At 41.3% G+C, this 24387-nt stretch carries 24 protein-coding genes; 18 read left to right on the plus strand and 6 right to left on the minus strand.

The window, feature by feature from the left end:
* Nucleotides 1-76 precede the first annotated feature (76 nt).
* Nucleotides 77-1828: a M14 family metallopeptidase gene (locus LA313_RS12510; protein WP_228915493.1), complete on the plus strand. Its 1752-nt coding sequence runs from the start codon at nucleotides 77-79 to the stop codon at nucleotides 1826-1828.
* Here LA313_RS12510 and LA313_RS12515 read toward each other — a convergent pair.
* Nucleotides 1796-2419 carry an NUDIX hydrolase gene (locus LA313_RS12515; protein WP_228915495.1) on the minus strand — a complete coding sequence of 208 codons (624 nt, stop codon included), beginning with the start codon at nucleotides 2417-2419 and terminating at the stop codon, nucleotides 1796-1798. The two genes, LA313_RS12510 and LA313_RS12515, sit on opposite strands and share 33 nt — an antisense overlap.
* 7 nt (nucleotides 2420-2426) lie before the next feature.
* Here LA313_RS12515 and pyrE point away from each other — a divergent pair, with 7 nt between their 5' ends.
* Nucleotides 2427-3068: an orotate phosphoribosyltransferase gene (gene pyrE, locus LA313_RS12520; RefSeq protein ID WP_228915496.1), complete on the plus strand. Its 642-nt coding sequence runs from the start codon at nucleotides 2427-2429 to the stop codon at nucleotides 3066-3068.
* 3 nt (nucleotides 3069-3071) lie between these two features.
* A complete protein-coding gene (locus LA313_RS12525) occupies nucleotides 3072-3464 on the plus strand; it encodes an SRPBCC family protein (RefSeq protein WP_228915498.1) in 393 nt (130 codons plus the stop codon).
* Here LA313_RS12525 and LA313_RS12530 read toward each other — a convergent pair.
* Nucleotides 3461-4192, minus strand: coding sequence for a biotin--[acetyl-CoA-carboxylase] ligase (locus tag LA313_RS12530; protein ID WP_228915499.1), 732 nt, complete (start codon nucleotides 4190-4192; stop codon nucleotides 3461-3463). The genes LA313_RS12525 and LA313_RS12530 overlap by 4 nt on opposite strands.
* A gap of 94 nt (nucleotides 4193-4286) precedes the next feature.
* Between LA313_RS12530 and rsfS the strand changes: the two genes are divergently transcribed.
* The 6 genes from rsfS to LA313_RS12560 all read left to right on the plus strand — a co-directional run bounded on the left by rsfS (nucleotide 4287) and on the right by LA313_RS12560 (nucleotide 9163).
* Nucleotides 4287-4658 (plus strand): ribosome silencing factor, encoded by a 372-nt coding sequence (gene rsfS, locus LA313_RS12535; protein WP_228915500.1) that lies wholly within the window; start codon nucleotides 4287-4289, stop codon nucleotides 4656-4658.
* A 17-nt stretch (nucleotides 4659-4675) separates the two neighbouring features.
* Nucleotides 4676-6727: an ATP-dependent zinc metalloprotease FtsH gene (ftsH, locus tag LA313_RS12540; protein ID WP_228915501.1), complete on the plus strand. Its 2052-nt coding sequence runs from the start codon at nucleotides 4676-4678 to the stop codon at nucleotides 6725-6727.
* Nucleotides 6728-6826: 99 nt separating this feature from the next.
* The gene (locus LA313_RS12545) at nucleotides 6827-7438 is read left to right on the plus strand and encodes an LUD domain-containing protein (protein ID WP_228915503.1); all 612 of its coding nucleotides are present in this window, start codon (nucleotides 6827-6829) and stop codon (nucleotides 7436-7438) included.
* Between the two features lies 1 nt (nucleotide 7439).
* A complete protein-coding gene (locus LA313_RS12550; protein ID WP_228915505.1) occupies nucleotides 7440-8243 on the plus strand; it encodes a phosphatidate cytidylyltransferase in 804 nt (267 codons plus the stop codon).
* On the plus strand, nucleotides 8233-8886 hold the full coding sequence (locus LA313_RS12555; protein ID WP_228915506.1) for a phosphatidylserine decarboxylase family protein: 654 nt from the start codon (nucleotides 8233-8235) through the stop codon (nucleotides 8884-8886). Before LA313_RS12550 ends, LA313_RS12555 begins: the two co-directional genes overlap by 11 nt.
* Nucleotides 8855-9163, plus strand: coding sequence for an acyl-CoA-binding protein (locus LA313_RS12560; RefSeq protein ID WP_228915508.1), 309 nt, complete (start codon nucleotides 8855-8857; stop codon nucleotides 9161-9163). The genes LA313_RS12555 and LA313_RS12560 overlap by 32 nt, the downstream gene beginning before the upstream one ends.
* Before the next feature lie 431 nt (nucleotides 9164-9594).
* On the opposite strand, the gene LA313_RS12565 is transcribed toward LA313_RS12560, so the two are convergent.
* On the minus strand, nucleotides 9595-12222 hold the full coding sequence (locus LA313_RS12565) for a valine--tRNA ligase (protein WP_228915510.1): 2628 nt from the start codon (nucleotides 12220-12222) through the stop codon (nucleotides 9595-9597).
* Nucleotides 12223-12363: 141 nt separating this feature from the next.
* Between LA313_RS12565 and LA313_RS12570 the strand changes: the two genes are divergently transcribed.
* Nucleotides 12364-12735: a DUF1573 domain-containing protein gene (locus LA313_RS12570; protein ID WP_228915512.1), complete on the plus strand. Its 372-nt coding sequence runs from the start codon at nucleotides 12364-12366 to the stop codon at nucleotides 12733-12735.
* A gap of 48 nt (nucleotides 12736-12783) precedes the next feature.
* Here LA313_RS12570 and LA313_RS12575 read toward each other — a convergent pair whose 3' ends face one another.
* A complete protein-coding gene (locus LA313_RS12575) occupies nucleotides 12784-14106 on the minus strand; it encodes a retropepsin-like aspartic protease (RefSeq protein WP_228915514.1) in 1323 nt (440 codons plus the stop codon).
* 87 nt (nucleotides 14107-14193) lie between these two features.
* Between LA313_RS12575 and LA313_RS12580 the strand changes: the two genes are divergently transcribed.
* Nucleotides 14194-15384, plus strand: coding sequence for a pyridoxal phosphate-dependent aminotransferase (locus tag LA313_RS12580; RefSeq protein WP_228915516.1), 1191 nt, complete (start codon nucleotides 14194-14196; stop codon nucleotides 15382-15384).
* A gap of 2 nt (nucleotides 15385-15386) precedes the next feature.
* Nucleotides 15387-16400, plus strand: a complete 1014-nt coding sequence (murB, locus tag LA313_RS12585) for a UDP-N-acetylmuramate dehydrogenase (protein ID WP_228915518.1) — start codon at nucleotides 15387-15389, stop codon at nucleotides 16398-16400.
* A 70-nt stretch (nucleotides 16401-16470) separates the two neighbouring features.
* Here the strand turns inward: murB and LA313_RS12590 are convergent, their stop codons facing one another.
* Together LA313_RS12590 and LA313_RS12595 are read right to left on the minus strand one after the other, a co-directional pair.
* The gene (locus LA313_RS12590; protein ID WP_228915520.1) at nucleotides 16471-17088 is read right to left on the minus strand and encodes a fasciclin domain-containing protein; all 618 of its coding nucleotides are present in this window, start codon (nucleotides 17086-17088) and stop codon (nucleotides 16471-16473) included.
* Nucleotides 17089-17214: 126 nt separating this feature from the next.
* Complete coding sequence (locus LA313_RS12595) at nucleotides 17215-17847, minus strand: fasciclin domain-containing protein (protein WP_228915522.1); 633 nt, start codon at nucleotides 17845-17847, stop codon at nucleotides 17215-17217.
* A 190-nt stretch (nucleotides 17848-18037) separates the two neighbouring features.
* Here LA313_RS12595 and LA313_RS12600 point away from each other — a divergent pair, with 190 nt between their 5' ends.
* From LA313_RS12600 to LA313_RS12625, 6 genes are all read left to right on the plus strand, one after another.
* Entirely contained in the window at nucleotides 18038-18244 is a 207-nt protein-coding gene (locus tag LA313_RS12600) for a membrane or secreted protein (RefSeq protein ID WP_228915524.1), read from the plus strand.
* 14 nt (nucleotides 18245-18258) lie between these two features.
* Nucleotides 18259-19359 (plus strand): glycosyltransferase, encoded by a 1101-nt coding sequence (locus LA313_RS12605; protein WP_228915525.1) that lies wholly within the window; start codon nucleotides 18259-18261, stop codon nucleotides 19357-19359.
* Nucleotides 19350-19919 carry an RNA polymerase sigma factor gene (locus LA313_RS12610; protein ID WP_228915527.1) on the plus strand — a complete coding sequence of 190 codons (570 nt, stop codon included), beginning with the start codon at nucleotides 19350-19352 and terminating at the stop codon, nucleotides 19917-19919. Before LA313_RS12605 ends, LA313_RS12610 begins: the two co-directional genes overlap by 10 nt.
* Before the next feature lie 234 nt (nucleotides 19920-20153).
* Nucleotides 20154-21023: a lipoyl synthase gene (lipA, locus tag LA313_RS12615; protein WP_228915529.1), complete on the plus strand. Its 870-nt coding sequence runs from the start codon at nucleotides 20154-20156 to the stop codon at nucleotides 21021-21023.
* The gene (gap, locus tag LA313_RS12620) at nucleotides 21023-22060 is read left to right on the plus strand and encodes a type I glyceraldehyde-3-phosphate dehydrogenase (protein WP_228915531.1); all 1038 of its coding nucleotides are present in this window, start codon (nucleotides 21023-21025) and stop codon (nucleotides 22058-22060) included. The genes lipA and gap overlap by 1 nt, the downstream gene beginning before the upstream one ends.
* A 28-nt stretch (nucleotides 22061-22088) precedes the next feature.
* The gene (locus LA313_RS12625; protein WP_228915533.1) at nucleotides 22089-24320 is read left to right on the plus strand and encodes a hybrid sensor histidine kinase/response regulator; all 2232 of its coding nucleotides are present in this window, start codon (nucleotides 22089-22091) and stop codon (nucleotides 24318-24320) included.
* Nucleotides 24321-24387 lie beyond the last annotated feature (67 nt).

A 24387-nucleotide genomic window follows, 5' to 3' on the forward strand; every position in this document is an offset into this window, starting at 1 on the left:
AAGCCTGCTTTATTCTTAGCATTTCTTTAGGCTTTTGAAGTTTTTCTTTATGTTTACAGCTGTTAAAAATCCCTGCATGAAAAAGATTCTGTTTCTGGCGATCTTCGCACTTGGCCTAAGCTCCTGTGATTTTTCTAATTACATTCTGGAACAGGATTACGATTTCACTACTGTCTTTGAGAAATCTGGTGGAACCGAGACTGCCACATATACCGAAATCATTGACTATTACGAGGATCTCGCTGCTGTATATTCCACAATAAACCTAAAGCGTATTGGAGAAACCGACAGTGGAGAACCCCTGCACCTGGTTACTTACAGCCGTAACCGGGAATTTGATTTTGAGAACCTTAGGGCAGATCATAGCGTTGTAATGATCAATAACGGAATTCATCCCGGGGAAAGTGACGGGATTGATGCTACTATGATGTTGTTCCGGGACCTCGCCCAGGATTCGATCGCTCTTCCTGAAAATACTGTTATTGCAGCAATTCCAGTCTACAACGTAGGAGGCGCATTGAACCGCAATTCCTTTACCCGTACGAACCAAAACGGGCCCAAAGCTTACGGTTTCCGCGGAAATGCACAGAATTACGATCTCAACCGGGATTTCATAAAAGCCGACACAAAAAATACCCGAAGCTTTTACGAGATCTTCCATCTCGTTGATCCAGATGTTTTTATTGATACTCATGTTAGTAACGGGGCCGATTATCAATACACCCTCACTCATCTCTTTACACAGCATGACCAGATGGGTGGAGCCCTTGGAAAATATATTAAGACCGATTTGAGACCCGCCCTTGAAAAAGCGCTAAAAAAGAAGGAATGGGAGGTAACTCCTTATGTTAATGTTTTTGGAGATGTTCCTGAAAAAGGATTTTCACAGTTCCTTGATACTCCCCGCTACTCCACGGGATACGCTGCTCTTTGGAACACACTTGGGGTAATGATCGAAACGCATATGCTTAAGCCATACGATAAACGGGTACACGGCACTTATGAATTTATGCGTTCTATGATCGACATTGCCGACGAGGATACTGAATTGATAAAAAAGCTGCGGGCAAAGGACCTGAAGGAGTTTCAAAGCAAAAGCAGTTATGCCTTTGATTTTGTGGTTGACAGCAGTGAAGTTTCCAATTTGCAGTTCAAAGGTTATGAAGCAGAAAGAATTCCCAGCCAGGTAACAGGTTTTGAACGGCTTAAATATGACACTACCCGTCCATTTACCAAACCTGTTGATTATTACGACAACTTTACGGCTTCCCGGGAGGTGAAAATGCCGCAGGGCTACATTGTTCCCCAGGCATGGTGGCCGGTTTTGGATCTATTGGAAATGAATAACGTTGAAATGATCCCCTTTGAAAAGGACACCAGTATGGTTGTAGAGGTTTATAACATAAAGAATTACGAGACACGCGAGAATGCTTATGAAGGTCATTACCCGCACTCTAATGTGGAGGTGGAAAGCAGCCGACAAAAGGTGAATCTTAGAAAAGGAGATATTTTTATACCCATAAAGCAAAAAGCAGCAAAATATCTAATGGCGACACTCGAACCTGAGGCTCCGGATTCATTTTTTAACTGGAATTTCTTCGACAGCGTCCTGCAGCAAAAAGAAGGTTTCTCCCCTTATGTTTTTGAGGAAATTGCAAGGGAATTTTTGGATGATTATCCCGAGATCGAAGAAGAATTTATGGCTAAGAAAACTAACGATCCTGAATTTGCAGCAAACTGGTATGCGCAGTTAGCCTGGATCCATAAAAAAAGTGAGTATTATGAAAGTTCACATTTAAGATACCCGGTCTTTAGAGTGAACCGGTAAGATCTCTTCGGGGAAGAGTAGTTTAATATTGGCATAGGATTTCTTAAGAGCCTTTTGCGCCTTCTCCATGTTCTTCCACTTCACCTTTTTAATACCTTCTTTTTCTTCGGGGATGAGTTCACCATCATAGTCGGTCGTCATTTCATACCAGTAGGTAACCTTAAGCCTGTAGCGCCCTTTGCGTTGAAAGATATGATATGTTGTTTGGAGAAATTTAGAAATCTTCAGATTTTTCACACCCGTCTCCTCTTCTACCTCACGAATTGCTCCTGTTTCGATACTCTCATTCTTTTCCACCTTTCCTTTAGGAAGATCCCAGCGGCCGTTGCGGTAAATGAACAGCACCTCTTTTTGGGGGTTTAAAACCATTCCTCCCCCGGCAGTAACCACAGGTAACTTCTTAAAAAGGTGCTTTAGCAGCTTCTCTCTTTTATCATGGTAAAGATTCACATAGAGCAACTTACCTTTGTTAATTTTTTTGATAATCCTCTTAATTTTCACTTCTTTTAACGGAACGGAAAGGTATTTTTCGCCCAAATCCTTTTCCGTAGAGAGAATTATAGGAATATCATTTACAAAAACTTTATACATTTGCACTATGATTTTAGACAAGGAAACAGCTCGCAAAACTGCTGAGTTATTATTGCAAATTAAAGCAATAAAATTAGATGCACAACAAGGGTTTAAGTGGGCGAGCGGCTGGAACTCTCCTATTTACTGTGATAATCGCATTATTCTTTCTTATCCTCCAATCCGCAATTTTGTAAGGGAACACATGGCGCGCCAAATAGAGCAGCTATATGGTAAAGCCGACGTAATTGCTGGAGTTGCCACCGGGGCAATAGGAATAGGAATGCTGGTTGCAGAATACCTTAGCCTGCCTTTTGCATACGTTCGACCCGAACCAAAATCCCACGGTCGAAAGAACCAGATAGAAGGAAAAGTTGAGGACGGCCAAACGGTTGTTGTGATCGAAGACCTGATAAGTACGGGAAATAGCAGCCTGAATGCTGTTAAGGCACTACAGGAAGCCAATCTCCAGATAAAAGGGATGCTCGGCATTTTTTCTTATGGGTTTGAAACCGCCAATCAAAATTTTAAAAAAGCAAATATTGAGCTACACACCTTAAGTAACTATGATTACCTTTTGGAAGTAGCTTTGAAAACAAATTATATAAATCAAGCCGAAAGCGAGCTCCTGAAAAGCTGGCACAAAGATCCGGCTAACTGGAAAAAATAAGCCATGGAATTACAGAGTGATAAAGTAACAGTACAGAAGAGTCAGCAGGAATTGTTCAATTTCCTCACAGATGTGAGTAACTACGAACAGATCATGCCCGAAAGCAAAGAAAAGTTCGAAGTTAAATCTCAGGACACTTTTGCTTTTGCACTTAAGGGAATGCCCGAGATTGCTCTTCAAATAAAGGAGACGCGTGAACCGGAATTTATTAAACTGGGATCAACTTCAGATAAATTCAATTTTTCCCTTGATGTGGAAATAGAATCCCTTGGAGAAAACCAGAGTTCTGCACAATTATTCTTCCACGGGAAGTTTAATACTATGATGGCAATGATGGTGAAAGGACCTCTTAAGAAGTTCATTACGAATCTTTCAGAAAACCTGGCGAAGATCTAATAGCAGAGACTAACTTCCTTCAGGTCAAATTCGGCAGTTTCCTTTTCATCTATTTGCACTAGCAGTTTTCCTGCCGGGGTGACATCGAGGATCATTCCGGTAAATAGTTGCCCGTCGGGATATTTAAAGGTCGACGGGATCAACCTGCGAAAAAGGTCATTTTTATAAGTGCTTAATATAGCTTCGGAATTTTCTTCGGAAAGTTCTGCGAAACCGGATTCCAATTCCTTCAGAATTACCTTCAGCACTTCATCCAAATCGAACTCCTGTCCTGTGACAGTACTCATGGATGCAGCTTGTGGCAGGTTTGGAAAATCTTTCTGGTTAACATTAAGACCAACTCCAATAATAGATCCCACTACCTTTCCTTCAGCAAGAATATTCTCAATAAGAATTCCCGCCACTTTCTGGTTTGCTGACAAGATGTCGTTAGGCCATTTTATTTTAAGTCGTGGCAGTAGAAAACTTTTTAACGCGGTGAGCAAGGAAGTTGCGACCGTGGCGCTTAGCAAAAATTGAAGCGAAGGATCAATTTTCGGCCGGGGTAAAAATACCGAAAAGGTAAGGTTCTTACCTTCTTCGGCGTCCCAGGCGGTCCCCCGTTGCCCCCTGCCCTGCAATTGCTTTTTAGCCACAATACAGGTAAGTGGCAGTTGAGAATTTTCTTTAAGAAGCTCCCGGGCAAAAGAATTGGTGGAGTTGATGGCACTAACTTTGATAAGGTGCATACGAACGATAGATAATGCTGGCGTTAAATGTTATGAAAACCAAGGTTCAAAAAACCTTAAAAAGTAATAACTTTGCGCAAAGAAAATAAATTTAATGGTAAAAAAAGAAGCTAACAACGACATACTTATAGCACATATAATCAAGGGGATTGAAGAAGTGAAAGGAAATGACATTGACATTCTTGATCTTCGGGAAATAGAAAATACTGTTTGCGATTATTTCATAATCTGCAATGGAACATCAAATACGCAGGTAAATGCCATCGTAAATTCCATTCAAAAAACCGTTAGCAAATCGCTTAAAGACAAGCCCTGGCATATTGAAGGATCGGACAATGCCGAATGGGTACTAATGGATTACGTAAGTGTGGTAGTGCATGTTTTCCAAAAGCACATAAGAGAATTTTACGATATTGAGAGTCTTTGGGGGGATGCAAAATCCACCTCAATTGAAACAAATTATTAAGAGTTAAGAAAGAACGCATGGCCAAAGAGCAACCTAAAAATAAAGAGCCCAAAAAGCCTAAATTCAGTGCATACTGGATTTATGCCGCTATAATACTTGTTTTCCTGGGAATCAATTTTTACAGCGGAAGCGGGTTCAATGAACCTGCCAAGACCAATCCCGCTGAATTTCTGGATTACCTTGAGCAGGGGGACGTAGAAAAAGTGGTTATAGTTAACCGCAACCAGGCAAGGGTATTCCTTACCGAAGAAGCGAAATCAAAGGAAGTACACCAGGATGCAGTCCAGGAGGAAATTTTCCCCGGTGGAGATTCTCCAGCCTATACTTTCGAATTCGGAGATCTTCAAAATCTTGAAGACGATATTAGAGAGGTAAAAGCCGAAACTAATGTTGATACCCCTGTGGTATTTGAGACCCAGCAAAATTTATTAGGGGACATCCTGTTGACCCTGTTACCGTTTATCCTTATCATTGGAATATGGATCTTCATCATGCGTCGCATGAGCGGAGGTGCAGGCGGAGGTGCCGGTGGACAGATCTTCAATATTGGAAAATCTAAAGCCAAGCTTTTTGATCAAAATACAGATGTAAAAGTTTCCTTTAAAGATGTAGCGGGACTTGAAGGAGCGAAAGAAGAAGTTCAGGAAATCGTGGACTTCCTTAAGCAGCCCGAAAAATATACCTCTTTAGGAGGAAAAATTCCTAAAGGAGCTTTATTAGTAGGTCCTCCGGGAACCGGGAAAACGTTACTGGCAAAGGCAGTGGCAGGAGAAGCAAAAGTACCTTTCTTCTCACTCTCCGGGTCAGATTTTGTAGAGATGTTTGTAGGTGTTGGAGCTTCAAGGGTAAGAGACCTTTTCAAACAGGCCAAGGAGAAATCCCCTGCAATTATCTTTATTGATGAGATTGATGCCATTGGACGTGCCCGTGGGAAAAGTAATTTCTCCGGCTCTAATGATGAGCGTGAGAATACCCTTAACCAGCTTCTTACAGAAATGGATGGTTTTGGAACGAATACAAATGTGATCGTACTTGCCGCCACCAACAGGGCAGATGTACTTGACAAAGCCCTTATGCGTGCCGGAAGGTTCGATAGACAGATCTATGTTGATCTTCCCGATGTTAGGGAACGACAGGAAATATTTGAAGTTCACCTGAGACCTCTTAAGAAAGTAGCAGACGAGCTGGATACCGAGTTCATGGCAAAACAGACCCCGGGATTCTCGGGTGCCGATATTGCCAACGTTTGTAATGAAGCAGCCCTTATTGCTGCCCGTAAAGGCAAAACTGCCGTTGGTAAACAGGATTTCCTTGATGCAGTAGATCGTATTGTGGGTGGTCTTGAGAAAAAGAACAAGATCATTACTCCCGAGGAGAAGCAGGCAATTGCTTTCCACGAAGCTGGACATGCTACAGTAAGCTGGATCCTCGAACACGCTGCGCCATTGGTCAAGGTTACAATTGTACCTCGGGGACAGTCTCTGGGAGCTGCATGGTATCTTCCGGAAGAAAGACTTATTGTGAGGCCGGAACAAATGCTTGATGAAATGTGTGCTGCCCTTGGAGGACGGGCTGCTGAAAAGGTGATTTTCAACAAGATTTCCACAGGAGCTCTTAGTGACCTGGAAAAGGTAACCAAGCAGGCAAGGGCCATGGTGACAGTTTATGGGCTTAATGAGAAAGTTGGTAATCTTACTTATCACGATTCATCAGGTCAAAGTGAATACAACTTCACGAAGCCTTACAGTGAAAAGACTTCAGAATTAATAGATAAAGAGATCTCGAATCTTATTGAAGAACAGTATCAAAGAGCGATAAAATTACTTGAAGAAAACAAGGACAAGCTTACTAAATTGGCTGAGATCCTACTGGAGAAAGAGGTTATTTTTAAAGACAATCTTGAAGAGATCTTTGGCAAGAGGCCATACAAAAGCCGGGATGAGATCATGAGCGGCAATAGCCAGGAAAAAAAGGTACCTACACAGGAAGAAACTGTTACCGAAAGAACGATCCCAGGTGACACCACGCCTTCAGAGGCTCAAGACGCCCCGACTTCCGAAGGAAAATAATATATTAATTACCCGTAAAAAATCTTAACTTATCCTAATCTGTAAGTTAAGATTTTTTACCTTTGGGTGAAATGCTACCCTGAGTAACCGAAAACCTATATGAGTCTATTTAGAAATTTTTTAAACCCTAAATCTAAATCAGACAAAGGTCAGGATAAGGAAGATAATTCTGACCGTAGCAAGTACATGCCAGATGTTAAGCTCCCAACAGATGAGCGTTTTATGCTCAACTTTAAAAACAACGGCGGCAAATTTCTATATTGTGAGAGTAACGAGGAGTTGATAGAAACATTTGAAAACATCATGTTGGAGAATGATTGGTATGAAAAGGAAGCTTGTTGTTTTGATCAAAATTTAAGGGAGAAATTCTCTGACCAGAATCTGGAATTCAGCTATTCTGGCGAAGCGGCTTTTTTTCTTAGCACCTGTGAGTATCTCATTGCCAATGATGGCTCCATACTCATTTCCTCGAATCAAATTAAGGAAAAGAAATTAAAAGAATTACCTTATAATTTTGTTATTCTTGCCTCTACAAGTAAGCTTGTGGATGCAATTGGAGAAGGCCTAAGAGGCATTAAATTTAAAAACAAAGATCGCATTCCTTCAAATATTACAACCATCAAGAATTTTGAGACCAACAAAGAAGGGGATTTTATGAGCTATGGAAGTAGCACAAAAAACCTATATTTGCTGCTTCTGGAAGATCTGTAATATGAAGGAAAATATTATTCGGGGTTTATCGGGAGTCATGTACGTATCTATACTCGTGGTCTCCATTTTCGCCTCTGAATTCGCCTTTACCACCCTTTTTCTATTATTTGGAGTTATCTGTTTAAGGGAACTGCAGCGACTGCTACATCTTAAAAGTTTTCTTGGATATTTTCTGTTAATTGGACTGTTTGTCATTTTCAGCTACATGCGCTGGAGTCCATATGCCACCCTTGTCCTTTTGATGATCACCATTTTTGTGAATCTCTTTTTGGTCAAGGACCTTATGCTGGTCAATAAAATTCCGCTTTTTGAAAAGAAGAAGTATGTGATTATCATCTTCTATCTTATTGCCTCCATGATCTTTCTTACTCTCATTCCCAGCTATACCGGAGATTTCACACCAGAACTGGTGGTAGGGATATTTTCCCTTATTTGGATAAACGATACTTTTGCCTATCTTGTAGGTAAAAATTTTGGAAAAAAGAAGCTCTTTGAAAGGATCTCTCCAAAAAAGACAGTAGAAGGTTTCGTGGGAGGCCTTACTTTTAGTGCAATTGCCGCCTATCTTGTGTTTTTCTTTACCGGGTTGCTGGACATTGAAAAATGGATAGGATTAGCGGTGATTTTAAGCATTTTTGGAACCCTGGGAGATCTCATTCAATCTAAATTTAAACGACAGGCAGGGGTCAAAGACAGCGGAAGGCTAATGCCGGGACACGGTGGCTTGTTCGACAGGCTGGATAGCATTATCTTCTCGAGCCCTTTTGTTTATGCCTATTTACAACTAATAAACTATGTTTCATAAAGAAGGATATAAAATAATGGGAACTGCGATGATCCTGTTGATCATTGTAAACCTGCTTGCACAGACTTTTATTTTCACCTACTGGATTCGGGTCGTTATTCTTGTGGGGTCAATTATATTGTTTTTCCTGGTACTCCAATTCTTTAGAAATCCCAAAAGAAACACTGAGATCAACGATGTTCATGTGGTTTCACCGGTTGACGGTAAAGTAGTGGTCATTGAAGAAGTCTACGAAAAAGAATATTTTCAAGATAAGCGGTTAATGGTTTCTGTTTTCATGTCACCTATTAACGTGCATGTTACGAGACATCCTGTAGGTGGAGTTGTAAAATACAGCGAATATCACCCGGGAAAATATCTTGTTGCCTGGCATCCAAAGGCAAGTGAAGAAAATGAACGCACTACAGTAGTCGTTGAAAATAAAGTTGCCGGAGAAATCCTTTATAGGCAAATCGCCGGGGCTCTGGCAAAGCGAATAGTCAATTATGCCAAGGTAGGCGAAGAAGTTGTACAGGGTAGTGACAGCGGCTTTATAAAATTTGGTTCCAGGGTAGATGTATTTCTTCCCTTAGGCACCCCTCTGGAAGTTAAACTGAATCAAAAAGTAAAAGGTGGAATTAGTCTCATTGCCAAAGTTTCCTAATCTAACAGCCATGACTCCTGAAGAAGTTGATAAGGAATTTTTGAGGGCTTATGAAAAAGCCAGTAAGACTTCCCTGAAGTTCCCTCCAGATATCATGCTGCAGCTCTATGCTTTTTATAAACAGGCGACAGAGCACACCCGAGTATATATTCCTTCTGGGGACAGTGACGTCAAAAATGCCTTTAAACTGAACGCTCTGCTCCAGGTGCGAAACATGACTCCGCAGGAAGCAAAGGAGGCATACATTAAACTTGTCGATGAGAATATTGTCGATTAGTTAAGAAAGGAATTTTCAATTTACCAGTTCCAAAAAGCACATTTACCGGAAAGTTTTCGGGCATGTCAATTGCCGAAAATCTCTGTTTCACAGCCCTAAAAAAGGTATACCCAAAGCTTTCTCATAAACTTAGAGTTTAGCTTGGGTATATTGGGTACAAAGAATTTGGGGTTCCAATAATTCGGTGACAGAAACAAAATCTCCACCCTTGCAGATCTAAATTTCAGCCTTCTGCATTTTGGAAAAGTATAATTATCTCTGGTCCCAACACAAACCTCACAGGTTCTGAAAACCTCCTTTCGATCCTTTCAACTACGGAAGGACCTACTTTGTCGAGATGCCTTGAAAACCTTTGAAAAGTAAATGAACCAGTTAGTTTTTAAGAACAAAAACCAACTGGTGAAACTACTCTATTCAAAAAACCTGAATCTTTAAGAAAGCGCCTCTAAGCTTGCCAGTATTGCTTCGATTTTTGCTTCGGCATCAGCTTTTTTCTGCTTCTCGTTCTCCACAACTTTTGCAGGAGCACCGCCAACAAACTTCTCATTAGACAACTTCTTTTCTACCGATTTTAGGAATCCGCGGGTGTAGTTTAGTTCTTCCTCAAGTTTGGCTTTTTCGGCATCAACGTCTATCGCACCGGCAACAGGAATGAAATAATCATTCGATTTAACTCTGAACGACAGTGCACCTTTCACTTGTGCATCTGTGTATCCAAGCGTAGATATATTACCCAGTTTTTCGATAACAGGATCAAAAGTACCGGCCACATTTTCGTTGTTAAGCACCTGTAGTTCAATCTGATCTTTATAAGAGATGTTCTTTTCTTTCCTGATACTCCTTATCCCCGAAATAACTTCGGAAGCCACTGCAAATTCTTCAACTAAAGAAGCATCAAAGGTTTCAACTTCCGGCCAGGATGATATGATAAGCGCTTCATTTTCTAAACGCTCTTTCATTGACTGCCAGATCTCTTCAGATACAAAAGGCACAAAGGGATGGAGTATCTTTAAATTGTCCTCCAGGATCTCTGTCACTGCATCAAAAGTTGTTTTGTCCATTGGTTGGCCATAAACCGGCTTCACCATTTCCAGGAACCAGGAACAGTAATCGTCCCACACCAGCTTATAAGTTGCCATTAAAGCATCACTCATGCGATACTTTTTGTAGTTATCATCAATCTCTTGCAGGCTCTTCTGGAATTTTGCCTTATACCACTGAATGGCAATTTTAGCAGCTTCGGGTTGCTTAGCTTTATCTGAAACTTCCCAGGAGTTCACCAGCTTAAAAGAGTTCCATATTTTATTTACAAACGCCCCACCCTGCTTACACAGATCTTCTTCAAACATTAGGTCATTCCCTGCAGGGGAGCTCAAAAGCATCCCTACTCTAACCCCATCTGCACCATAAGCATCGATAAGCCCAAGAGGATCGGGGGAATTACCCAGGGATTTTGACATTTTACGACGCTGTTTGTCGCGCACAATTCCGGTAAGGTAAACGTTATTAAAAGGCTTTTGATCCCTGTATTCATATCCGGCAATGATCATTCGCGCCACCCAGAAGAAAAGGATCTCGGGTGCAGTAACCAAATCATTGGTTGGGTAATAATAATTTATTTCTTTATTGTCCGGCTCCAGGATCCCGTTAAACACACTAATTGGCCATAACCAAGAAGAAAACCAGGTATCCAGTGCATCTTTGTCCTGTGTTAGATCCGCCGCTGTTAGATCTTTTCCAGATTGTTTCCTGGCCAATTCAAGGGCTTCTTCAGGAGTTTCGGCCACAACAAAGTCTTCCTTGCCATCTCCATAGAAGAACGCCGGAATTTGCTGCCCCCATACCAACTGACGGCTAATGTTCCAATCGCGAACATTTTCCATCCAGTGACGGTAGGTATTTACAAATTTATCGGGCACCAGGTTCACCTCTTTTTCTAATACAGCATCAAGAGCAGGCTGGGCCAATTCTTTCATTTTAAGAAACCATTGATCACTCAATTTTGGTTCAATAACGGCACCGGTGCGCTCACTGGTCCCCACTTTATTTACGTGCTCCTCGGTTTTAACAAGGATCCCTTTTTCCTCCAGGTCCCTCACCATTTGCTTTCGGGCTTCAAAACGATCCAATCCCTCGTATTGCATTCCGAAGGAATTCAGGGTAGCGTCGTCGTGAAAAATATCGATCACCTCTAGATTATGCTTGTCGCCAAGCATCTTATCATTCTCATCATGCGCCGGAGTCACTTTTAAACATCCGGTACCAAATTCCACATCAACATATTCATCCTCAATAATAGGAATAACCCTCTCGCATAAAGGCACAATTGCTTTTTTGCCTTTTAGATGGGAAAAACGCTCATCATTTGGGTTAATACAAATTGCAGTATCTCCCAAAATTGTCTCGGGACGGGTGGTTGCTATGGTAAGCGTATCTTCTGTGCCTTCAATTTTATATTTTAGATAGTACAAATACCCCTGCCGCTCCTGATAGATCACTTCTTCATCGGAAAGCGTGGTTTTCGCCTCTGGATCCCAGTTTACCATACGATATCCCCGGTAAATATGTCCTTTGCGATAGAGATCCACAAAGACTTTGATCACCGAAGCAGACATATCATCGTCCATCGTAAATTTGGTGCGTTCCCAATCACAGGAAGCGCCGAGTTTCTTTAATTGCTCGAGGATAATTCCGCCATGTTTATGAGTCCAGTCCCACGCATGCTTCAGGAATTCTTCCCTTGAAAGATCATTTTTATCAATTCCTTCAGCTTTAAGCTTGGCCACGACTTTTGCTTCCGTAGCAATAGAAGCATGGTCTGTTCCCGGCACCCAGCAGGCATTATAACCTTTTAGCCTTGCCCGCCTGATCAACACATCCTGAATCGTGTTGTTAAGCATGTGGCCCATGTGCAATACCCCTGTAACATTGGGCGGCGGAATCACGATCGTATACGGCTCCCTTTCATCAACTTCAGAATGAAAATAATTGTTTTTCATCCAGTAGTCATACCATTTATTTTCAACTTCCCGGGCTACGTAATTTGATGCTACAGTCATTCTTTGGTGCGGTTTTTGGAATATCTTGGCAAAAGTAATTATAACTTCAGGATTAAAAAAGGCAGAGCAGTGGATTGCCTTTTTATTTGCTACAATAAACAGATTAGTAGTATATTTACAATTCTGATTAAATTAAAAACTATGAAAAAATTAATTGCAATTGCCATTTTCGTTTTAGTGGGTTTCGCAGTTCAGGCTCAGGAAACAGCAAAAATCGAATTTAAGTCTGAAGTAATAGACTATGGCGAAATAGCAAAGGGAAGTGACGGCGTACGCGTCTTTGAATTCACGAACACTGGAAATGTTGCTCTTGTGATTACAGATGTGACATCAAGTTGTGGATGTACAATCCCCGAAAGACCTAAAGATCCTATAGCTCCAGGTGAAACTGGCGAGATCAAGGTTAAATATGACACTAAAATTGTTGGCCCTATAAGAAAGACCATCACGGTTTATTCTAATGCAGAAGAGCCTGCAAAATCGATCAAGATCAAAGGAAAGGTTTTGGAATAAGACTTTCCAAAAATGACATTTTAGAAGCCCCTTTTTAGAGGGGCTTTTTTATTTTAAAGGATTTCTCAATTGAAATTCAAATTCCATCTTTTGGTCCTTCCGAAGCACTTGCATTTTAATTTTTCTACCTTCTCCAGAGGTAAAAAAGCTATTAAAATCATTAAGGTCCAGCTTCCAGGTGTCACGCCCATTGATCTTTAGCACCTCATCCCCCACCTTGAGCCCTGCTTTTATTGCAGGAGAATCTGGTCTTAACCTGGCTATTTGGAATGCTGGCTTTAATTCGAACTTCCTATAGAGTGACGGCTCAAGGATGATTTCATTTTTACTCAGTTCCCTTGAAGAGATAGATCTCACAACTTCCTCATAAGATTCTACAATCTGGTACCCCTTATGTTCCAGTACTATCCCACTTAAATTATGCCTGAATTCGTTATTTCTCCATTTGTTGCCCCTCAAGTAAAGCTTTTGATCCCGGTAATCAAAAACTACATGGAACCGCTTTAGAATCTCTGCCCCCATACTCCCGTTGCGAGCGTGATATGTTTTTAATCCTTCAACCGAAAGACTATCGGGAAAAGAGGCAGAGACATTATTTAGAACCTCTTCTCCCATAGTTAATGTTTCAACGATACTACGCTCCCCTACCACATCACCCAACAAGCCCCGGCCAAGAAAATCGTGAAAAGTATTTTGGGGAACATGTATCTTTTCGGAATCGGGGAAAAGCCATAGCGCGTCGCTCAGACCATTATCCAGAAGTAAGGTCGCCCTCGACTCCTTTCCCTCAATGTTAAGACCCACCTGCACATAAGGCTTATCCTGAAAAAACTCCAGGGGCACTTCCTTATATCTTCTGAGTTTTTTACTGTATTTTTCAGGATCGTGAAGCACAAGGAAGCGCCTTGGATAATTTATCTCCACTACAAAATCTTTAAAAAGATCGTAGCCAATGATCCCGTGAACAGGAACTCCCAGCCTGGGAGAGAAATTAATATCGGGGTCATAAATGACGTAAAAATTAAGATTAGTACTGGTTGTATTTCCTAACCTAAACTCATTATTGGAAGATCTATAAGCTTTGATCAATTCTTCCCCGCCTATACCCCTTAAAAAGATCCTTTCGGCCGATTTGAGTAAAAGAGTATCTTCTTCATTGAGCGTGAGTAATACTGTGGTCTTTACACCTGTATCTACAAGAAAGGAAAGTTGGGTCCCATTAAGTTCCACTGGTACAATAATGAGGTTATTGACCATTTCAAATTTTATCCGGTCCTTTTTCTTTCCATCTTTGATCCTGAAGTTCTCCTGACCAAACCCGGAAGTAATGGCGGCACATAACAGCAATATGAACAGCTTAAACGTAAGCATGACGGCCGAATTAGGATATCATAAAAATTACGAAAATTATCGTTGTCAAGTTTAATTTTTGCAACTTTGTAGGCCAAAATTTTAAGTATGCCACGCATTTCAAACAAGGGGCAGTCAATGCCCGAATCTCCTATAAGAAAATTGGTCCCCTACGCTGAAGCCGCCATTAAAAAAGGTCGCACAATTTATCAGCTAAACATTGGGCAGCCTGATATTAAAACTCCGGCGAAAGCCCTAGCCGCAGTTAAGAACAACGACATCGAAGTTCTTTCCTACAGCCACTCTGCAGGTTTCGAAAGTTATCGTACCAAACTTGCCGCCTACTACAGCAAGCATGACATCAATATTTCGGCCAATGAATTGATCATCACCACAGGTGGGTCTGAAGCATTGATGTTTACAATGGGGAGTATTTGTGATGCAGGAGATGAAGTGATCATTCCCGAGCCATTTTACGCAAACTACAATGGTTTCGCAACAGCATCTGGAGTTACAGTAGTACCTGTAAAATCTAAATTCGAGGACGGCTTTGCCCTGCCTCCAATTTCTGAATTCGAGAAACTCATAACTCCTAAAACAAAAGCCATTCTTATTTGTAACCCCGGGAATCCCACAGGTTACTTATACACGAAAGAGGAGATCGATCAATTGGCCGAAGTTGTCAAAAAACACGATCTGTTCATTGTGGCCGATGAAGTTTACCGCGAATTTGCATATGACGGGGCACAACACCACTCTATCATGAGTGTTCCCGGATTGGAGCAGAACGCCATTATGATTGATTCCGTTTCCAAACGCTATAGCATGTGCGGCGCGCGTATTGGATGTGTAGTATCCAAAAATGCAGACTTTATGGCTACAGCGATGAAATTCGCACAAGCACGTCTAAGCCCGCCGACCTTTGCCCAAATCGCAAGTGAAGCTGCCCTTGATACCGAGCAGGAGTATTTTGATGAAGTAATTGAGGAATACACTTCCCGAAGAAACACCCTCGTCCAGGGTCTTGAGCAGATCGAGGGAGTAAGAGTAGCGAACCCTAAAGGCGCTTTCTACTGTATTGCAGAATTACCTGTTGCAGATGCCGAAGACTTTGCCAAGTGGCTCCTGGAAAGCTTTGAAATGGACAACGAAACTATAATGGTAGCTCCTGCCGCCGGCTTCTATTCTACTCCAAACACAGGAAAGAACCAGGTGAGAATCGCTTATGTACTTAAGAAAGAAAACCTGTTGAGAGCTATAGAGCTCCTAAAGGAAGCATTAAAGCAGTACAAAGGATAAATATGAAGGTTCTTACAAACGTTTCCCTTAAGCCATATAATACTTTCGGCATAGATGTGAACGCCCGCAAATTAGTGGAAGTAACTTCTGTCGAAGAACTTCGGGAGGTTTTGAAGAACATGTATGCATCAGAGCTTTTAATCCTTGGCGGCGGAAGTAATATGCTTCTCACCAAAGATGTAAAGCAAACGGTGATCTACATAAACCTGAAGGGCCGTGAGATCCTTGAAGAAACCGAAGATGAAGTCGTAGTGCAGGCCATGGCCGGGGAGAACTGGCATGAATTCGTGTTATTCTCTATAAATAAAGGCTTTGGTGGCCTTGAAAATCTTTCATTGATCCCGGGGAAAGTAGGTACAGCCCCAATTCAGAATATTGGCGCCTACGGTGTGGAACTTAAGGACAGCTTTGTAAGTTGTACCGCAATGGACTTACAAACCCTGGAATTAAAGACCTTTAACCGGGAGGATTGTCGTTTTGGCTACAGAGATTCCATCTTTAAAAATGAAGCAAAAGGCAAGTACATAATAACAAGCGTTAGCTTCAGGCTTTACAAGAAAGATCATAAGCTTAACACTTCCTATGGCGCCATAGACCAATACCTGGAAGAGCAGGGTGTCAAAAATCCTACAATTGAAGATGTTTCCAAAGCCGTGATAAGTATACGTCAATCAAAGTTACCAGATCCCAGGGAGCTGGGTAACAGCGGAAGTTTCTTTAAAAATCCGATTGTTTCACAGGAAACACTAAAAGACCTTCAGCAGCAATTTCCGGAAATTCCGTTTTATGAGATCGATGAAGACCATGTGAAGGTTCCTGCCGGCTGGTTAATAGATCGTGCCGGACTCAAAGGCTTCCGGGAAGGAGATGCGGGAGTTCATAAAAAACAGGCACTGGTGCTTGTGAACTATAGAAATGCCACAGGACAGGAAATACTGGCACTGTCGAGGAAAATTCAGCAAAAAATTCGGGAGATGTTTGGAATTGAAATCAACCCTGAGGTCAATATTATTTGAACAGGGTAAAAATAAATAAGGCCTCAAAAATGTCATTTTTGAGGCCTTATTCATTTTATTCAAACTAGTTCTACTCTTCCGTAGTAATAGTAACTGTGGCTATTCCTTCCGGCATCAACACACTATCTATGATATAAGCAGTACCGTTTGCTATCTCAAAACTTTCGGTGATATTGGCTTTCAAACCAGTTGTGCCTGTAAGCACAATTTTATCTCCTTCCATAGTAAAGGTTATATTTTCCCCTTCAAAAGTTGGAAGCACAAGAGAACCATTAGCATTCTGGATTTCACTTCTAAGTTCATCCATGGTATAGTCTGCCTTTACGATGTGGTAGGGAATAACAGCCTCGGGAGTTGTGGTCAAAATATCGTACCCCTGTTGTCTGTAGACTAGACTATAAGCTCTATTACTTGGCGCAAAGACCATATAAGATCCTGTCACCTGGTCCAGGGTATCCTCAACGTTCCAGACATTAAGGCCTGTAGCAAAAGTGCTTAATTCGGGGTTTCCTTCAATGGCGTCTACAGTCGCATTTCTTTGACGCAGCTCTTCCACATTTTCTTCAAAATTCTCTTCCTGCATTTCAAGAGTTTCAGCCTCTGTATCTACCTCTCTTTCATTGTCTTTACATGAGTTGAAACCCAGCAATAAGAGTCCGCTAAATAAAATTATATTCTTAATCTTCATAATATCCTGTATTTAACTGTTTAGATATGAATTTATTAAAAAGCTTCAGTTAAACCAATATCAAATTATAATCCTTAGTTAAAAGGAAAATTTATTCACAAAAGCCTACCAATAATCCTTTCAATATTATTCCTGTACTTCGGCATCATTATTTTCACCGGGAACCAGTACGTTGTCAATGATGTGATAGGCGCCATAATATTCTTCCAATTGGGAAGTAAGAATTTTCGCTTTGTTCCCTAACACATCAATAAGTACGATATCATCTCCTTCCTCAACTGCCCAAAGTTTCTCGCCCAGTGCAGTTTCAAATTCATATCTTCCACCATCTGAAGTTCTTATTTCTTCGCGCAGAGCACCTAAGGTCAATTCCCCTTCTACCATATAATAGCGCAAAAGATCTTTTTGACCCTCTCCTGCCTCCAGGGTGTCTCCTTCCTTCATCTCTTTGGCAGGAATCCTGTCATAAGCTGCGTTTGAAGGCGCAAAAATGGTATAGATTCCTTCTTCACCCTCGAATTCTTCCTCCAGACCAGTTCTTTTTAGTTCTTCTGTAAAGGTGCTCAATTCATCATTCTCCCTCATTTTTGCAAGGAGATAACTACGAGGCATGGGTCTATCTTCCTCTCTTAATTCATCCTTCTTCTCCTCTGCGGGAAAAATTTCTGTCTCAGAATCCCCCCGATTCTCTTTATCCTGGCAGGAGGAAAGACCAATTAAAAGACCGACTATGACAATTTTTAAAAATTTGTAACTCATAATTTTTGGTTTTAAAGCATTATCTGCAATTTATTGTGATATAAACCCAAAACATATTTAAGGCAAATAAATTTAAGTTAAAATTCCCTGAATTAAGCCTTAAAAAGTGAACCAAATAAAGGCTGGACAAATTTTTGCATACCTTTTATATACTGTACATTATTGTTTATTTTTGCCAAAACTTTTGAATATGGAACTCGTATTAATCACTATAGCCCTTTTAGCTCTTGCAGTGGCCGGTATCGCCATCAAAATCTGGGGAAAGAAAGACGGGAAGTTTGCCGGTACCTGTGCCAGCCAAAGTCCTTTTCTAAATAAAGAAGGAGAAGCCTGTAGTTACTGCGGAAAATTACCCGATGAAGCCAAAGATTGTGATCAACCTCAAACGGTAAAATAATTCCCGCCACATAAATGCTAACCATCCTTATTGCCTTTGTTTTCATTGGCCTAATCAACCTGTGCTATTACCTGGGCTTTTTAAAGTTTGCCTTTGCTAAAAATGAAAATCCACCCGCATATAAGAATCTTCCGGTTTCGATTATTATTTGCGCAAAGAATGAAGCCGAAAATTTAAAAAACTTTCTTCCCGTGATCCTGTCTCAGGATCATCCCGACTTTGAGGTGGTGGTAATCAATGACGCTTCAATAGACGAAACCCTTGAGGTGCTTGAGGATTTTCAAAGTCGTGATTCAAGGCTAAAAATTGTTGACGTACAAAATAATGAAGCCTTCTGGGCCAATAAAAAATACGCGATCACCCTGGGTATTAAAAAGGCCAAAAAACCTTATCTACTCTTCACCGATGCCGATTGCAGACCCGAGACCAGCCAATGGCTAAAGGAAATGAGCGCTCACTTTGAGGAGAAAAAGAGTATTGTACTTGGCTACGGCGGATATTTTATCCAAACCCGCTCCATCCTGAATAAAATTATCCGGTTTGAAACACTTTTTACGGCCATCCAGTATTTCTCGTATGCAGGTTGGGGCAAACCGTACATGGGAGTAGGGCGTAATCTTGCCTATACTTCGGAAGAATTCTTTGCTCAAAATGGTTTTGCTACTCATCTACATATAAAATCGGGAGATGATGATCTATTTGTAAACCAGGCAGCCAATAAAAGGAATACCGCCTTGTGTTTTTCGCCTTTAGGGATCACCCGCAGTGTACCAAAATCGGATTTTAAATCATGGTTCACGCAAAAAAGACGACATGTCTCCATTGCTTCCCATTATAAAGTTGAACACCAATTTATGCTGGGGCTGTTTTACACTACCCAGCTACTTTTCTGGATATTATTTTTCATCCTGCTATTTGGTCCTTTTTGGCAAGCTGCCCTTGGTCTTCTTGCCGTAAGGTGGGTTGTACAGGGCATGGTCTTTTACAATTCCGGAAAGAAGTTTGGCGAGACAGATCTTTTCTGGGTTTTTCCTTTTCTGGAATTGTTCCTTATTTCAGCTCAATTAATTATATTTATTGCTAATATTATTTCAAAACCCACTCATTGGAAATAGAGCCCGATCTACTTCAGGAACAAATTGAGAAGGCTAAAAAAGGGAAGCAGGCGGCTTTTAACTACCTGTTGGACAGGTTTTGGAATGATGTTTATGGTTTTCAGCTTAAGCGCACCCAAAACGAATCTGATGCCGAAGACATAACCATTCAGGCATTTTCAAGAGCTTTTGATAAGATCGATACTTTTGATCCCAGCTATACTTTTAAGACCTGGCTCATTACAATTTCAAAAAACATTCATGTGGACCTGGTAAGAAAGAAGAATGCCTCCATCAGGGCCCGCACCACCGATGAAGAGGACGCCAGGGTGCACCGAATTGCCGATGAGACGCCTAGCATCGAAGACACCCTTATTACGGAACAGAACCTGGCCCAACTTCTTAGAGATATCAAAAAGCTCAAAACACCTTACCAGGAGGTAATTAACCTGAGATATTTTCAGGAAATGAGCTATAAAGAGATTGCGGCTCATCTACAGGAGCCCATGAACAATGTGAAAGTAAAACTGCTGAGGGCAAAAAAACTTTTATCGGAAGTAATTGAAAAAAGAACTTCCTGAAAAAAGGATCCTGACCAGGGAACATTACTCAGTGGGATCTTATTTTAATAACGGAATGCTCCCGGCTCTTTACCGGACAACAAAGTCTTCAGAGGATTTGATTCCTTCCTTATTTCTGAATTCGCACTTTAAAAAATCCAATTTAAAGTCATTTCCTGCTCACCAACCGCACTCACTTTTGCCTTCCATATTAGCGTTGGTTTTTAGGCATTCTAATTGTACCTTTGCTGACTTATGGAAACACAGCAAATCCCTACTCAAAGAACCCCAAAACCCAAGTGGTTAAGGGTGAAATTACCTACCGGAAAAAAGTACACCGAGCTGAGAAGTGTGGTGGACAAATATAACCTTCACACGATTTGTACCTCGGGAAGTTGTCCAAATATGGGCGAATGTTGGGGAGAAGGAACTGCAACCTTCATGATCCTTGGAAACATCTGTACCCGTTCCTGTGGTTTTTGTGGTGTAAAAACCGGAAGACCAGAAACGCTGGACTGGGATGAACCGGAAAAAGTCGCACGTTCTATAAAATTAATGAAGATCAAGCATGCGGTGATCACAAGTGTAGATCGTGATGACCTTAAAGATATGGGGTCTATCATGTGGGCAGAGACTGTAAGTGCCATACGACGTATGAACCCCGATACTACTCTTGAAACCTTAATACCGGATTTTCAGGGAGTGGAAAGAAACATTGACCGAATAATCGAAGTAAATCCCGAAATAGTTTCCCACAACATGGAAACGGTTAAAAGATTGACCCGCGAAGTGCGAATCCAGGCCAAATATGAACGCAGCTTACAGGTTCTAAAATACCTGAAGCAGCAGGGGGTTAAGAGAACCAAGTCGGGAATTATGCTTGGACTGGGTGAAAAGGAAGAAGAAGTGATCCAAACTCTTAAAGACTTGAGAGAAGTTGATCTCGACATTGTGACTATAGGCCAGTATTTACAACCTACAAAACAACATCTTCCGGTTCATGAATTTATTACTCCGGAGCAGTTTAAAAAATACGAAACTATAGGCCTCGAGATGGGCTTCAGGCATGTAGAAAGTGGTGCCCTGGTAAGATCATCCTATAAAGCACAAAAACATCTCACTTAATGGGGGAGACAAAACCTTCAGCAGGGACAAACAAAAAGATCCGGGTTGGGATTAATGGTTTTGGTAGGATTGGACGAAATTTATTCCGGTTACTACTCGACCATAAAAACCTGGAAGTAGTAGCTCTTAATGATATTGCTACTGCCCCCACCCTTGCTCACCTACTCAAATATGACAGCATTCATGGGGTGCTAAAAAGGGAGATTTCTTCAACCGCTAATACTATAATGGTAGACGGAAAGGAAGTACCAGTGCTGAATCACAGGAGTCCGGGAGAGATTAACTGGAGTAAGTATAAGGTCGATGTGGTAGTTGAGAGCACAGGTAAATTCAAATCACGGAAAGATCTGGAGCCACATTTTCAACAGGGTGTTAAAAAGGTTATTTTAAGTGTTCCTCCCCAGGATGATTCCATAAAAATGGTAGTATTGGGTGTAAACGAAAACATCCTCGACGGGACAGAAGATATTATTTCAAATGCTTCGTGTACTACCAATAATGCTGCCCCCATGCTGAAGATCGTAGATGAACTGGCGGGAGTAAAACAAGCATATATTACCACTGTCCATTCCTACACTACAGACCAAAGCCTGCACGACCAGCCTCACAAAGATCTACGACGGGCCAGGGCTGCAGGGCAATCCATTGTTCCCACCACCACCGGTGCAGCAAAGGCACTCACAAGGATTTTCCCCAAATTGAGTGAGGTTATTGGCGGCTGTGGAATCAGGGTGCCGGTAGCAAATGGCAGCCTCACAGATATGACCCTTCACGTGGAAAGGGAAACCAGCATTGAAGAAATAAACACCGCCTTTAAAAAAGCAGCTGCCGAAGGACCTCTTAAAAACATTTTAGAATATACCGAAGACCCTATTGTTTCAATTGATATTAACGGAAATACCCACTCCTGTATTTTTGATGCGCAAATGACCTCTGTAGTGGGAGGCAATTTTGTGAAAATCATTGGATGGTATGATAATGAGATTGGTTATTCCAGCCGACTCATTGATTTAATTTCCCATGTATCAATTAAATAGTTATATTTAGCAAGTTATTAAGGTCCCAATGAAGAACTTTACTCTTTTGATGGTGGCGTTGTTTTTCTATTCCTTTTCCTATCCTCAGGAAAAAAACCTACAGGAAGCAGATGAAATCAATGTCACTATTGAGCAATTATTGGAAGACGCAGAAGAGTCAATCAACAGTGTAAACTTTGATCAGGCAATGCGTGAATTGCATACCGCTCTTGAACTGTCACGATCTATCAACCATCAAAGGTTGATCGCCCTCTCCAGTAGTATTTTGGCACAACTGCATTATGTACGTCAAGAAAACGATAAGGCAGCCACAGAGTTGCAACGGGCAATTTCGATACAGCGGGATATAGAAGATGAGGAAGGCCTTGCCTACAGCTATCTTAACTTCGGAAAAATTTTTACTGCCAAAAAAGTGTTCGATCGGGCAACCGAATATTTCGATCTATCTGAAGCTCTTTACAAAAAACAGAACGATCTTGAAGGTCTTGGAATTGTGGACCTCAACCGCGGAATTCTTTATTTAAATACTGCAAATAGACCACATGCTGCCCTTACACTACTTAATTCAGCCGAGGAAAAATTAAAGTCTAGTGGCAGCGACAATGAATATGAGCGCGGCCGGGTTCACTTCTATAAAGCACGTGCCTATCAGGCTTCAGATCAATGGGAAGAGGCTATAGCCGAGGCAGAAAAAAGTATGTCATATGCCCGCAGGAACAATTTTGCAGGTATGGTACAGCATACCATGCTGGTTCAAAGTCAGCTTCAGGAGCAAATGGGAAATCCTGCAGAGGCCCTGGCACTTCTTAAGCAGAACAATAAAATTCAGGATTCATTGGATGCCCTTAACAGGGAGGCCTTAGCTCTGGACGCAAATGCCCGCTACGGGGTTGATGCGCTCAAGAGCACTGTTAGTGAGTTGACGAGAAAAAATGAAGAGAAAGAGAGAAATTTAAAGGTCAACAAATTGACTACTATTCTTAGTGTGGCTTTGATAACTATTTTGTCCCTTCTTACCCTTTCCCTCTATAAAAACAATAATCTCAGGGCCCGCGCAAATGACCTGCTACAAAAGAAGAATTCAGAATTAATTACCGCCAAAGAAAACGCCGAAAAAGCTTCTCTTGCTAAAGCGCAGTTTCTTTCCACCATTACCCACGAGCTTAGGACCCCGTTGTACGCAGTGACAGGTTTAACCCACCTGCTTTTGGAAGAGAGTCCAACCGAAAATCAAAAGGAACATCTCAATTCCCTCAAGTTCTCGGGAGAATATCTGCTTTCTCTAATCAATAATATCCTTGACCTCAACAAACTCGAAGCTAAGAAAGTGGAGATGCTGGAGAGTTCCTTCAACTTAGAAAAGAGGATAACAGATGTCTTGATTGCATTAAAGAATTCGGCTGAAGACAAGAAAACTAAACTGCACCTCGAATTCGACAGGGATATCCCAAGAAAATTAAAAGGAGATCCACTTAAGATATCACAGATCCTTATCAACCTTATAGGCAATTCTATCAAATTCACCGAAGACGGAGACATCTGGGTACGTGTAAAGCGCCTTAGCCAGAAGGATAGCAGGGTACTTTTAAGATTTGAAGTTCAGGATACCGGGGAAGGGATAAGCAAGGAAAAACAAAAAGCGATCTTCGAGAACTTTACCCAGGGTTCCCTTCAAATCAACCGGAAATTTGGCGGTACCGGGCTGGGACTTTCCATTGTGAAAAACCTGCTTAATTTAATGGACAGCGAGATTCACCTGGAAAGCGAACTTGGAGAGGGTTCCTTATTCCATTTTGAATTAACTTTTGAAGCTCTTGAACCGGCGAATCCTCAGGATAAGAAGATCAATGAAATTCCCGAGCCGTTGTCAAACGACATCATGCATGAAAAGAAAATTCTGATTGTAGAAGACAATAAGATCAATCAAATGATCACCCGCAAAATCCTGGAAAAAAATAAGGTCATTTGCGACGTGGCCGACAATGGAACTGCAGCAATTTCAAAAGCAGAAAACGAGAATTTCGACCTCATTTTAATGGATATCCACATGCCCGGGATAAGCGGGATCGAGGCTACCCGGGAGATAAGAAAATTCAATGAGACCATTCCTATAATTGCTCTTACTGCCGTAACCCTCGAAGAGAGCCTGGATGAATTTTATCTCAATGGTTTTAACGATATTATTCCTAAACCGTATAAAACGGAAGAATTCTTTCAAAAAATAAATAAATATTTAAGTCAGGAAAAAGCCACGATTTAAAAAACTGGCATGAGGTTTGATTTAGGTCTGACTCAGGTTATTGTATAAGATAGTTTGAATTAGCCAA

The sequence above is a fragment of the Salinimicrobium sediminilitoris genome, assembly GCF_020866905.1.
GTDB classification, from domain to species: domain Bacteria; phylum Bacteroidota; class Bacteroidia; order Flavobacteriales; family Flavobacteriaceae; genus Salinimicrobium; species Salinimicrobium sediminilitoris.